Genomic DNA, 12,217 nt, shown 5'->3' with positions numbered 1-12,217 from the left:
GGTCGGGTAGAGCCTTTAGGCCGGTCGGGCCGAGGCCAGGCTCGCGTCGATGGCGTCGCCCAGCCGTTCGACGATGGTATCGACGGTTGCGGCATCGATGATGAAGGGCGGCGCGAGCAGGACATGGTCGCCGGCGGTGCCATCGGCGGTGCCGCCCATCGGATAGATCAGCAGGCCGCGTTCCTGCGCCGCCTGCTTGATCCTGGCATTGAGCTTCAGGGCCGGATCGAACGGCGCTTTGGTCGAGCGGTCGGCGACGATCTCGACACCCCAGAAATGGCCGCGCCCGCGAATGTCGCCGACATGATGGTGATTACCGAAGCGCTCGCGCAGGCGCTGTTCCAGCCTGGCGCCCTGCTTGCGGACATTGGCGAGGAGGTCGTCGCGCTCGATCACCTTCTGCACCGCGAGCGCGGTGGCGCAGGCGAGGGGATGGCCCACGTAAGTTTGGCTGTGCGGGAAGATGCCCGAGCCCTGCCTGACGGCTTCGACGACCCGTTTCGAAGCCAGCATCGCGCCGATCGGCGCATAGCCGCCGCCCAGCCCCTTGGCGATCGCCATCAGGTCCGGCGCGATGCCTTCGTGCTCGCAGGCATGCAGCGTGCCGGTGCGGCCCATGCCGCTCATCACCTCGTCGAGGATCAGGAGCACGCCATGGCGGTCGCAGATCTCGCGGATGCGCTTGAAATAGCCGGGCGCGGCCGGCACCGCGCCGAGCGTCGCGCCGACCACCGTCTCGGCGACGAAGGCGCAGACCGTCTCCGGCCCGAGTTCCAGGATCTTCGTCTCGAGCTCCTCGGCGACGCGAAGCCCGTATTCCTCGCTGGTTTCGTCAGCGCGGCGGCCGCGATACTCGTAGCAGGGCGAGATGTGGTGGCCCTGCATCAGCATCTCAGCGAAGGGCGCACGGTCCTTCATCCGGCCGCCGACCGAGAGCGCACCCAGCGTGATGCCGTGATAGCTCTGCTGGCGCGAGATGAAGTTGACGCGGGCTTGCTCACCCTTTTCGACGAAATAGTGCCGCGCCAGCTTCAGGCAGGCCTCGATCGCCTCCGAGCCCGAGCTGCAGAAGTAGGCGCTTTCCATCCCGGCCGGCGCCCGCGCGATCAGATGGTCGGCGAGTTCCTCGGCGACGTCGGTGGTGAAGAAGCTGGTATGGGCATAGGCGAGCTTGTCGATCTGGGCATGCATCGCAGCCAGCACATCGGGATGGCCATGGCCGAGGCAGGAGACGGCGGCGCCGCCCGAGGCGTCGATATGCTCGCGCCCGTTCTGGTCGCGCAGCAGCATGCCTTCGCCGCTGGTTGCGGTCGGGTAGGTCTCGCTCAGCATGCGATGCAGGATGTGGCTCATCGATGGCCTCGCCTGGACGGTCTGGGATTGAGGAAGGTGCCGGCCCCGTCGAGCGCGGCTTCGTGGCGGGCGATCGCGGCAAGCGCGGCCTCACCCTTGCGGGCCGTCATCAGCGCCGCCAGGCATTCGACCGCGGCGAAGGCCGGCGTCATCGTGTGGAAGAAGGAGGGCGTCTCGGTCCGGACCAGCAAAGCCACGTCGGCGATGGCCGCGAGGGGGGAAAGCGCACTGTCGGTCAGCGCCACGACTGTCGCGCCGCGCTCCCGGGCGATCTCGGCCGCCTGCACCGTGAGGCGGGTATAGGGCGCGACCGAGACGGCGAAGAGTGCATCGCCCGGCCCGATCCGGCGCAGCGCATCGATGCCGCGCCCGCCGGCGCCGTCTGCAAGGACAGAGTTTGCGCCGATCAGGTCGCGGATATAGTCGAGCATGAAGGCCGCCGGGAAGGCCGAGCGCAGCCCGAAGCAGAACACGGTCCCAGCCTCGCTCAGCAAGTCTGCAGCCTGCTCGAAACGAGCCAGCGCCTGCGGCTCGCACAGCGCTTTCAGATGCTCGGCCAGCGCCGCGAACATGTCCTGCGCGATCGCGCTCGGGCCCTCCTCGCCATGGCGCTGCAGGAGCTCGCCGGCGCGGCCGGCAAAATCTTCCGGCCGCCGCCGCAGCGCCGCGGCATGGGCGGCCCGGAGCTCGTCATAGCCCTTGAGGCCGAAGCGCTGGGCCAGTCGGGTGAGGGTGGCCGGCGATAGCCCGGCGCGCTTGGCCTGCTCGCGCGTCGTCAGCAATGCGACATCGGCCGGGTGGTCGAGCACCCAGCGCGCCGCGGCCTGCAATTGCTGCGGCAACTGCTCGAAGCTCTCGGTGAGGCTCGCCGTCAGGCCGGATTTGTCCATGCGCCGGACTTTAGCAGGGTGGGGTATGCTGTGAAACAGATTCTTTGATTGATACAACATGAAACATTCGTTTCATGTTTACTTGCCACTTGTCGGGGATCCCGAGCCTGGTCAGTTCCGCACGAGCAACCCGTCGAGCATCAGGTTGAAGGCATCGATCGCCTTGCGCGAGGTCGCCTGTGGATCGGGCGCATGCGCGATCCACTGCGCTGCGTATTGCGTCGCTCCGGCGATCAGCCGTGCCGCCGCTTCGCCATCGATCGGCGCGGTAACGCCGGTCTCGGCCAGCTTGGTCAGGCTCTCCGTCATCGAGCGGATGCATTCGCTCAAGGTCGGCCAGTCCCAGGGATCGCCCAGGACGGCCGGTCCGTCGCGCAGCATGATGCGCTGGATCTCCGGGTCGAGCGCCAGCTCGATATAGGCGGTGCATTCATTGCGGAAACCGGTCCAGGGATCGCCCGCCTTTGCAGTGGCGGCCTGCATATAGGCGTTCATCTCACCGTCGATCTCTACGATGACCGCCACCAGCAGGCCCTTCTTATCGCCGAAGTGATGGTAGAGCGCCCCGCGCGTCAGCCCGGCCGAGGCGGTGAGTTCGTCCATCGAGGTCTCGGCATAGCCGATCGTGCCGAAGGCGGCGCGTGCTGCGCGGATCAGCTTGGCCCGCGTCTCGGCGATCATCTGGGTGCGCGGCTTGCGCATCGTCCATACCCCCTTCGTATACGGCGCGTATGTGAATTGACATACGTCTCGTATGTAATTACTCATGTCACATACGCAACGTATGTCAATTGCGCTTCCAAGCTGCGCCTCGATGTGACGGAGACGTCCATGCCTAACCCCTATCGCGAGATTTTCCGGGCCCCCGGCTCGATCGGCTTCTCTGCCGCCGGCTTCGTCGCCCGCCTGCCGCTGTCGATGGTCACCATCGGCATCGTCACCATGCTGTCGCAGGCGCGCGGCCAGTACTGGCTCGCCGGTGCTGTCGCCGCGACCTTTGCGCTATCCAACGCGTTGATCGCGCCGCAGATCTCGCGGCTGGTCGACCGCCATGGCCAGAGCAAGGTGCTGGTTCCCGCCACGTTCGCGACCGTCGTCGCGCTGATCGGGCTGATGCTGGCCACGCGCTTCGACGCGCCGATCTGGGTGCTCTTCCTTTTCGCCGCGCTCGCCGGAATGGAGCCGAGCATGATGGCGATGGTGCGCGCCCGCTGGACCGAGATCTATCGCGACACGCCGCAGCTGCGCACCGCCTTCGCCTTCGAATCGGTGGTTGACGAGATGGTCTTCATGGTCGGCCCGGTGATCGCGATCGGCCTAAGCGTCGTCTGGTTCCCGGAGGCGGGTCCGCTCGCGGCGACGATTCTGCTCGCCATCGGCATGGCCCTGTTCGTGGCGCAGCGCGAGACCGAGCCTCCGGTGCATCAACATGGCGTGGGAGGTGGTTCCGCGATCCGGCTGGTGCCGGTGCAGATCATCGCATTGCTGATGGTCGCGCTCGGTACGGTCTTCGGCACGGCCGAGGTCACAGCGGTCGCCTTTGCCGAGGCGCAGGGCAACAAGGCGGCGGCGAGTCTGGCGCTCGCGGCCTATGCTGCTGGCTCCTTCATCACCGGCCTCGTTTTTGGCGCGCTCCGCCTGCGTATGCCGCTCGCCACGCAATTGCTGCTCTCGATCGCGCTTGCCGCGGCGACGACGCTGCCGCTGCTGATCGTCTCGTCGCTCTGGATGCTGGGCATCGTGCTCTTCATCGCCGGGGCCTCGATCTCGCCGACCGTGATCGTCGCCATGGCGCTGGTCGAGCGGCATGTGCCGGCCGCGAAGCTGACCGAGGGCATCACCTGGGTGATGACCGGCATGGGCATCGGCATGGCGGCGGGCTCGGCAGCCTCGGGCTGGCTGATCGACGCCTATGGCGCGAGCACCGGCTTCTACGTCTCGGTCGGTGGCGGCTTCTCGGCGCTGGCGATCGTCGCGGTCGGGTTCTGCCTGCTCGCCGAGCCGCGGCGGCCCGTTGGCGAAGACATCGACGGACTGAAGGCGAACTGCGCCTAAAGCCTGTCTCACAAAAAAGGGCGGCCTCCCGAAGGAGGCCGCCCGATCTATTTGCAAACCGCTCAGCGGATCGGCGGTGCGTATTGCAGCCCGCCCTGGGACCAGAGCTTGTTGACGCCGCGCGGTAGCGGGTTGCGGCTCTGGGCGCCGAAATGCCGCTCGAAGCTTTCGCCGTAATTGCCGACCGCCTTGACGACCCGCACCACCCAGTCGTTGCTAAGGCCGAGCGACTCGCCGAACTTGCTCTCGGCGCCGAGCATGCGGCGGACTTCCGGGTTCTGCGAGCTCTTCGCCATCTCGTCGACATTGGCCTGGGTGACGCCGAGTTCCTCGGCGTTGATCATGGCGAACACGGTCCAGCGCACGATGTCGAACCAGGCCTGGTCGCTCTTGCGGACCCAGGGGCCGAGCGGCTCCTTGGAGATCACCTCCTGGAGCAGGATGTGCTCGTCCGGCTTCTGCAATTTGTTGCGCGTGCCGGCGAGCGAGGAGAGGTCGGTGGTGTAGGCGTCGCAACGTCCGGCCTCATAGGCCGCGACCGTCTCCTCGAGCGTGGCGAAGGCGACGGTCTCGAACTTGAGGTTGTTGGTGCGGCCATAGTCGGCGAGGTTGAGCTCGGTGGTTGTGCCCTGCGCGACGCAGACCGAGGCGCCGTTGAGCTCCTTGACTGTGTTCACGTTGAGCTTCTTGCGCAGGATGAAGCCCTGGCCGTCATAATAGTTAACCGCCGTGAAGCTGAGGCCCTGGCCGATATCGCGGCTCAGCGTCCAGGTCGTGGTGCGCGCCAGGACGTCGATCTCGCCGGACTGCAAGGCCACGAGCCGGTTCTTGCTCGACAGCGACAGATACTGCGCCTTGTCCTGGTCGTTGAAGATCGCGGCTGCGAGCGCGCGGCAGAGATCGGTGTCGAAGCCGTTCCAGACGCCCTTGCCGTCCTGCAGCGAGAAGCCCGGCACGCCTTCGCTGGTGCCGCAGACGATATGGCCGCGCGCCTTGATCCGGTCGAGGGTGGACGGGCTGCCGCTCTGGGCGAAGGCGGACGCGGTGGAGGCGGCGACGAGCGCAAGGCCCGCTGCCAGACTGAGGAGGGCTGACTTCACGGTGATCGTCTCCGGGGCGGGGATGCAGCTGCGATGGTTCGAAACAATTACAGTGATATGACGAATTCCAAACGGCTGCGATGTCCGCCGGCGCGAAGCATCGCGCTCGCGATGGATTGTGCCCTAGTCGCAGGCTCTTGCCAGGTTCCGGCCTTTCTGCCATAAGCCGCGCCTTCGATCGCCCGGCTGATAAGGGCTGCCGTGGCGGTCGTTCTTTGCTTCCCAAAGCAAAATTGAAGCGGCGCATTGTTCGCGCTCGCGACCTATGAGGAGCTGAAATGCCCAAGATGAAGACGAAGGCGAGCGCCAAAAAGCGCTTCAAGATCACCGGAACCGGCAAGGTACTCTACGCCCAGGCCGGCAAGCGTCACGGCATGATCAAGCGGACCAACAAGCAGCTCCGCAATCACCGTGGGACGAACGTTCTTTTCGAAGGCGATGCCGCCAACGTGAAGAAGTACTTCCTGCCGAACGGCTGACGCCCCCTAACTTTTCCGGAGATCAAACATGGCTCGCGTGAAACGGGGCGTAACGTCCCACGCCAAGCACAAGAAGACATTCAAGGCCGCCAAGGGTTTCTATGGCCGCCGCAAGAACACGATCCGCGCCGCCAAGGCGGCCGTCGATCGGTCGATGCAGTACGCCTATCGTGATCGCAAGAACAAGAAGCGCACGTTCCGCGCCCTTTGGATCCAGCGCCTGAACGCTGCGGTCCGCGAGCATGGCCTGACCTACTCGCTGTTCATCGGCGGCCTCGCCAAGGCGGGCCTCGAGCTCGACCGCAAGACCCTGTCGGCCCTCGCGATCGACGACGCTGCTGCCTTCGCCGCGGTGGTCGAGACGGTCAAGGGCGCGCTCGGCGCCGAGGCCAAGGCCGCCTGAGCGGTCTGCCTCGATTGGAATACGAAAGGCCGGCGGAAACGCCGGCCTTTTTTGTTTGTCGATTTCGCACGCCGCCGAGAGTTTGCTCGTCCCGGACAAGCCGCGAAGCGGCGCCGATCCGGGACCCATGCCTAAACCGTTCCGGAATGGGTCCCGGGTCTTCGCTTCGCTGCGCCCGGGACGACCGGAAAGGTGGAGCGGAAGCGAAGGGCCTATGTCTGCACGGTCTCCACCGCCTTTGGCGTCCAGCTCTCGCCGGCGCCGTCGACGATGCGCTGATAGGCCTCCTCGGGCGTATCGGCATAGCAGAACAGCTTCAGGTCTTCCGGCCGGATGAAGCCGGCCTCGGCCATCCGGTCGAGGTTGATCAGCCCCTGCCAGTAGGCGCTGTCGTAGAGCACGATCGGCACCGGCGGCATCTTGCCGGTCTGCACCAGCGTCATGATCTCGAACAATTCGTCGAGCGTGCCGAAGCCGCCGGGGAAGACGACCAGCGCTGCCGCCCGCATGGCAAGGTGCATCTTGCGCATCGCGAAATAGTGGAAGCGGAAGGTCAGGTCGGGCGTCGACCAGGCGTTCGGCTCCTGCTCGTGCGGCAGGGTGATGTTGAAGCCGATCGAGACCGCGCCGGCCTCGGTGGCACCGCGATTGGCCGCCTCCATGATGCCCGGCCCGCCGCCGGTAGCGATGACATGGTGACGGCCGCTCTCCTTGCCGTCGAGCGCACCGCCGCGTTCCGAGGCGATCTTGCCGAACTGTCGCGCCGCCTCGTACCAGGGATTGCCCTCGCGCACCCTTGCCGAGCCGAAGACGACGATGGTCGAGACGATGCCGCGGGCGCGCAGGGCGTCTTCGGCCTTCTGGTATTCGAGCATGAAGCGCGCCCCGCGCGTCGAATCGCCGAGGAGAAAATCCTGGTCGAGTGCGGCGACCCGGTAGGAGGGCGAAGTCTTCTGGGCGGTGTTGTCGGGCATGTCTGTGGTCTCCGTCGTCCGCACTGCATAGCTGTGCTGGGTCGGTCCTGTCGCCCCTTGCCTCCAGCGCAACGATGATTGCGACGGGATTGTCATGATCCGATGGCTAGAGTGGCGCCGTTGCCGAAAACCGCGTGAGCAGGATGCTTTGCCAGCGCGATTCAGGCTGGCATCCGCTTGCTCGACCCCCTAGAAGGTGGCTCGCAAACAGGCTGAATTGGCATGAACGACATCGATACCCTTCGCGACTCCCTGATCGGCGAGATCGAGTCGGCCGGCGACGAGGCGGCGTTGGAGCAGCTGCGCATCGCGGCGCTCGGCAAGTCCGGCTCGGTCTCGGGCCTGCTGAAGACGCTCGGCACGATGACGCCGGACGAACGCAAGGAGCAGGGCCCGCGCATCAACGGCCTGCGCGACACCGTCCAGCAGGCGCTCGGCGCCCGCAAGGAAGCGCTCGGTGAGGCGGCGCTGGAAACCAGGCTTTCGGCCGAGCGGCTCGACATCTCGCTGCCGGTGCGCGAGGGGCCGGAGGCGCGCGGGCGCATCCACCCGATCAGCCAGGTCATCGATGAGATCACCGCGATCTTCGGCGACATGGGCTTTGCGGTCGCCGAAGGCCCGGATGTCGAGACCGACGACCTCAACTTCACCAAGCTCAACTTCCCGGTCGGACACCCGGCGCGGGAGATGCACGACACCTTCTTCTTCGCGCCGGATGCCAATGGCGAGCGCAAGCTCTTGCGCACCCACACCTCGCCGGTCCAGGTGCGCACGATGATGTCGCAGGAGCCGCCGATCCGGGTGATCTGCCCGGGCCGGACCTACCGCATGGATTCCGACCAGACCCACACCCCGATGTTCCATCAAGTCGAGGGTCTCGTCATCGACAAGAAGACCCATTTCGGCCACATGAAATGGGTGCTGGAGGAGTTCTGCAAGGCGTTCTTCGAGGTCGAAGGCGTCAAGATGCGCTTCCGCCCCTCCTTCTTCCCGTTCACCGAGCCTTCGGCCGAGGTCGACATCCAGTGCTCGCGCAAGGACGGCGAGATCCGCTTCGGCGAGGGCGACGACTGGCTCGAGATTCTCGGCTGCGGCATGGTCCACCCGAATGTGCTGAAGAATTGCGGGCTCGATCCCGATGTCTATCAGGGCTTCGCCTGGGGCATGGGCATCGATCGCATTGCCATGCTGAAATACGGCATGCCGGATCTGCGGCCCTTCTTCGAGGCCGATGTCCGCTGGCTGTCGCATTACGGCTTCCGTCCGCTCGACCTGCCGACCCTGACCGGCGGGCTGACCTCGTAACCTCACCGAGAGGGGAGACGCATGAACGCGGCGCAATGGGCAGGGTTGATCGCGGCGCTGATGGTCGCCGCCAATCTGCTCTGCCTCGCCATCGCCTTCATGCGCCTGCGCCGCCGGTCGGCGCCGTCGCGCCTGCAGAAGCTCGCGCCGCCGGTGACGGTCGTGCGGCCGGTGCGCGGCATCGAGACCTTCAGCCGGGAGACGCTGACCTCGGGGCTCGAGCTCGACTATCCCCAATACGAGACGATCTTCTGCGTCGCCGACGGTCATGATCCGATCGTGCCGCTGATCGAGGAACTGATCGACACTTACGGAGCCGACCGCGTCCGCCTGATCGTCGGCGACGTCGCCGTCAGCGCCAATCCCAAGCTCAATAACTGCGTCAAGGGCTGGGAGGCGGCACGCCATGACTGGGTGGTCCTCGCCGATTCCAACGTGCTGATGCCCAAGGACTATATCCAGCGGCTGATGGCCTCCTGGCGCGAGGACACCGGGCTCGTCTGCTCGACGCCGGCCGGCTCGCGGCCGGGCTGCTTCGGCGCCGAGGTCGAGTGCGCTTTCCTCAATACCTTTCAGGCGCGCTGGCAATATGCCGCTGAGGCGCTCGGTTTCGGCTTCGCCCAGGGCAAGTCGATGCTCTGGAACAAACCCTTCCTCGATGCCAATGGCGGCATCGCCGCGCTCGCCGCCGAGATCGCCGAGGATGCGGCGGCGACCAAGCTGGTGCGCAAGGCCGGCAAGCACGTCCATCTCGTCGGCCAGCCCTTCGAGCAGCCGCTCGGGCCGCGCCACCTGCGCGATGTCGTCCAGCGCCAGTTCCGCTGGGCCCGCCTGCGCCGGGTCACCTTCCTGCCCTTCTTCGCGCCGGAGATCCTGGTCGGGCCGCTGGTACCGGCGCTGCTTGCCGCCTTCGCTGCGCCGGCCTTCGGCTTTTCCGCCTGGCAGGGCGTGCTCGCCGTGCTGGCGATCTGGTATGCGGGCGAGATCGTGCTGGCGAAGGGCGTCGGCTGGTTCGTGAACTGGCGTACGCCGCTTGCCTATCTGGCGCGCGACCTCGCTTTCCCCGGCATCTGGGCCTATGCCTTCGTCGCGCGCGAGGTGAGCTGGCGCGGCAATGCCATGAAGATCAAGGCCGATGGCGAGGACGAGCTGAATCAAGCCGCCCCGGCGCTGTCGGCGGTCAATATGCGTAGCGACGGAACACCATGAAATTCACGCTTTCCTGGCTCAAAGAGCATCTCGACACCACCGATTCGCTCGACACCATCACCGAGACGCTGACCCGCGTCGGTCTCGAGGTCGAGGGCGTCCAGGACAAGTCCAAGGCGCTCAGCGCCTTCACCATCGCCTATGTCATCGAGGCGAAGCAGCATCCGAACGCCGATCGCCTGCGCGTCTGCATGGTCGATACCGGCTCGGGCGAGCCGGTCCAGGTCGTCTGCGGCGCGCCCAATGCCCGTACCGGCATGAAGAGCGTGTTCTCTCCGCCGGGCACCTACATCCCGGGCAAGGACATCACGCTCGGCAAGGGCGTGATCCGCGGCGTCGAGTCGAACGGCATGCTCTGCTCGGCCGCCGAATTGCAGATCTCCGAGGACCATGACGGCATCCTCGACCTGCCGGAGGATGCACCGGTCGGCCAGCCCTACGCGACCTATGCCGGCCTCGACGATGCCGTCATCGAGATCGCGGTCACGCCGAACCGGGCCGATGCGCTCGGGGTTTCCGGCATCGCCCGCGACCTCGCTGCTGCCGACCTCGGCACGATCAAGACGCCGCCGGTCCAGCCGGTGCGCGGCGCCTTCCCGTGCCCGGTCGCGCTCAAGCTCGATTTCGCCGAGGAGGACCGCAATCTCTGCCCGGCCTTCGCGCTGCGGCTGGTGCGCGGCGTCAAGAACGGCCCGTCGCCGGAGTGGCTGCAGGCGCGGCTGCGCGCCATCGGCCTTCGCCCGATCAACGCGCTGGTCGACATCACCAATTTCATGACCTTCGACCGCAACCGGCCGCTGCACGTCTTCGACGCCGCCAAGGTCAAGGGCGATCTCGTCGTCCGCCGCGCCAAGGAGGGCGAGGAGGTTTTGGCGCTCGACGGCCGGACTTATGCGCTGACCTCCGACATGGTCGTGATCACCGACGACAACGGCGTCGAATCGATCGCCGGCGTGATGGGCGGCGAGCATTCCGGTTGCGATGAGAGCACCACCGACGTGCTCGTCGAGAGCGCGCTCTGGAACACGCTCAACATTGCCCGCACCGGCCGGACCCTCGGCATCAACTCCGATGCCCGCTACCGCAACGAGCGCGGTATCGACCCGGATTTCACCCGGCCCGGCCTCGACATGGCGACGCAGATGATCATGACGCTCTGCGGCGGCGAGCCGTCCGAGGTCGTCTTCGCCGGCGACCTGCCGGAGAGTCCGCGCGCCATCGACTTCCCCTGGTCGGAGGTCAAGCGCCTGACCGGGCTCGACCTGCCTCAAGTCGAGATGAAGCTGGCGCTGACCTCGCTCGGCTTCCACGTCTCCGGTGCCGGCGACCGCGTCAAGGTCGCGCCGCCGTCCTGGCGCGCCGATGTCGAGGGCAAGGCCGATCTCGTCGAGGAAATCCTGCGCATCGCCGGGCTCGATCGCGTCGCTGCGGCGCCGCTGCCGCGCATCAAGGGCGAGGTGATCAAGCCGGTTCTGACCGTGCTGCAGAAGCGCACGCGCCAGGCCAAGCGCCTGCTCGCCAGCCGCGGCCTGGTCGAGGCGGTGACCTGGTCCTTCATCTCGCATGCCGCGGCCAAGCTCTTCGGCGGCGGCTCGCGCAAGCTCGTGCTCGCCAACCCGATCGCCGCCGATCTCTCCGACATGCGGCCGTCCTTGCTGCCGGGGCTGATCCGCTCGGCGCAGGCCAATGCCGATCGCGGCTTCGGCGACGTCGCCCTGTTCGAGGTCGGCCAGGTCTTCCAGAGCGACGAGCCGGAAGGCCAGCTCATCGCCGCCGCTGGCCTGCGCCGCGGCACGGCCAGGCTCGAAGGCGCCGGCCGTCATTGGGACGGCGGCGCCAAGCCGGTCGACGCTTTCGACGCCAAGGCTGATGTGTTCGGCCTGCTCTCCGGGCTCGGCGTGCCGGTCGGTGGTCTGCAGGTCATCGCCGGTGGCCCGGCCTGGGCCCATCCCGGCCGTTCCGCGACGCTCCAGTTCGGCCCGAAAAACGTGATCGGTGCCTTCGGCGAGGTCCATCCGCGCGTGCTGAAGGCGCTCGATGTCAAGGGCCCGCTGGTCGCCTTCGAGATCCATCTCGATGCGCTGCCGCCGCCCAAATACAAGCCGACCAAGGTCAAGCCGAAGCTCGCCCTCTCAGACTTCCAGCCGGTGACGCGCGACTTCGCCTTCATCGTCGACAAGGCGGTGGCGGCCGGCGAGATGGCCAGGAGCGCCCAGAATGCCGATCGGGCTTTGGTCGCCGAGACGAGTGTGTTCGATATATACGAGGGCACGGGCGTCGAGCCGGGCAAGAAGTCGGTGGCGCTGGCGGTGACGCTGCAGCCGACCCAGAAGACGCTGACCGACACCGAGATCGAGGCCGTCGCGGCCAAGATCGTCGCCGAGATGACCAAGCGCTATGGGGCTGTGCTGCGCGGATAAAGGACGTCATGGTCGGCCTTGAGCCGACC

11 protein-coding genes are annotated in these 12,217 nt (G+C 66.6%); 6 read left to right on the top strand and 5 right to left on the bottom strand.

Features of this window, described 5'->3' with window-relative positions:
- Positions 1 to 15: 15 nt before the first annotated feature.
- The 3 genes from ASE66_RS01355 to ASE66_RS01345 all read right to left on the bottom strand — a co-directional run bounded on the left by ASE66_RS01355 (position 16) and on the right by ASE66_RS01345 (position 2,945).
- Positions 16 to 1,353 carry an aspartate aminotransferase family protein gene (locus ASE66_RS01355; protein ID WP_057187781.1) on the bottom strand — a complete coding sequence of 446 codons (1,338 nt, stop codon included), beginning with the start codon at positions 1,351 to 1,353 and terminating at the stop codon, positions 16 to 18.
- Positions 1,350 to 2,243: a MurR/RpiR family transcriptional regulator gene (locus ASE66_RS01350; RefSeq protein WP_057187780.1), complete on the bottom strand. Its 894-nt coding sequence runs from the start codon at positions 2,241 to 2,243 to the stop codon at positions 1,350 to 1,352. The genes ASE66_RS01355 and ASE66_RS01350 overlap by 4 nt, the downstream gene beginning before the upstream one ends.
- A gap of 111 nt (positions 2,244 to 2,354) precedes the next feature.
- The gene (locus ASE66_RS01345; RefSeq protein WP_057187779.1) at positions 2,355 to 2,945 is read right to left on the bottom strand and encodes a TetR/AcrR family transcriptional regulator; all 591 of its coding nucleotides are present in this window, start codon (positions 2,943 to 2,945) and stop codon (positions 2,355 to 2,357) included.
- Between the two features lie 129 nt (positions 2,946 to 3,074).
- Between ASE66_RS01345 and ASE66_RS01340 the strand changes: the two genes are divergently transcribed.
- Positions 3,075 to 4,298: an MFS transporter gene (locus ASE66_RS01340; RefSeq protein WP_057187778.1), complete on the top strand. Its 1,224-nt coding sequence runs from the start codon at positions 3,075 to 3,077 to the stop codon at positions 4,296 to 4,298.
- Positions 4,299 to 4,360: 62 nt separating this feature from the next.
- On the opposite strand, the gene ASE66_RS01335 is transcribed toward ASE66_RS01340, so the two are convergent.
- Positions 4,361 to 5,398 (bottom strand): amino acid ABC transporter substrate-binding protein, encoded by a 1,038-nt coding sequence (locus ASE66_RS01335; RefSeq protein WP_057187777.1) that lies wholly within the window; start codon positions 5,396 to 5,398, stop codon positions 4,361 to 4,363.
- A gap of 278 nt (positions 5,399 to 5,676) precedes the next feature.
- On the opposite strand from ASE66_RS01335, the gene rpmI reads away from it, so the two are divergent.
- Positions 5,677 to 5,877 carry a 50S ribosomal protein L35 gene (gene rpmI, locus ASE66_RS01330; protein WP_057187776.1) on the top strand — a complete coding sequence of 67 codons (201 nt, stop codon included), beginning with the start codon at positions 5,677 to 5,679 and terminating at the stop codon, positions 5,875 to 5,877.
- A gap of 28 nt (positions 5,878 to 5,905) precedes the next feature.
- Entirely contained in the window at positions 5,906 to 6,280 is a 375-nt protein-coding gene (gene rplT, locus ASE66_RS01325; RefSeq protein ID WP_057187775.1) for a 50S ribosomal protein L20, read from the top strand.
- A gap of 212 nt (positions 6,281 to 6,492) precedes the next feature.
- Here rplT and ASE66_RS01320 read toward each other — a convergent pair whose 3' ends face one another.
- Entirely contained in the window at positions 6,493 to 7,254 is a 762-nt protein-coding gene (locus tag ASE66_RS01320) for a TIGR00730 family Rossman fold protein (protein WP_156411982.1), read from the bottom strand.
- A gap of 222 nt (positions 7,255 to 7,476) precedes the next feature.
- Between ASE66_RS01320 and pheS the strand changes: the two genes are divergently transcribed.
- From pheS to pheT, 3 genes are read left to right on the top strand one after another with little or no spacing between them, the layout of a single operon-like run.
- Entirely contained in the window at positions 7,477 to 8,559 is a 1,083-nt protein-coding gene (gene pheS / locus ASE66_RS01315) for a phenylalanine--tRNA ligase subunit alpha (RefSeq protein ID WP_057187773.1), read from the top strand.
- 21 nt (positions 8,560 to 8,580) lie between these two features.
- Positions 8,581 to 9,768 (top strand): glycosyltransferase, encoded by a 1,188-nt coding sequence (locus tag ASE66_RS01310; RefSeq protein WP_057187772.1) that lies wholly within the window; start codon positions 8,581 to 8,583, stop codon positions 9,766 to 9,768.
- Positions 9,765 to 12,188, top strand: a complete 2,424-nt coding sequence (gene pheT / locus ASE66_RS01305; RefSeq protein ID WP_057187771.1) for a phenylalanine--tRNA ligase subunit beta — start codon at positions 9,765 to 9,767, stop codon at positions 12,186 to 12,188. The genes ASE66_RS01310 and pheT overlap by 4 nt, the downstream gene beginning before the upstream one ends.
- Positions 12,189 to 12,217: the final 29 nt, after the last annotated feature.

It is taken from the genome of Allobosea sp. Root483D1 (assembly GCF_001429505.1).
Classification (GTDB): Bacteria; Pseudomonadota; Alphaproteobacteria; order Rhizobiales; family Beijerinckiaceae; genus Allobosea.
Note: the sequence above shows the minus strand (reverse complement) of the source record. Positions and strands in the feature narration are given on the sequence as shown.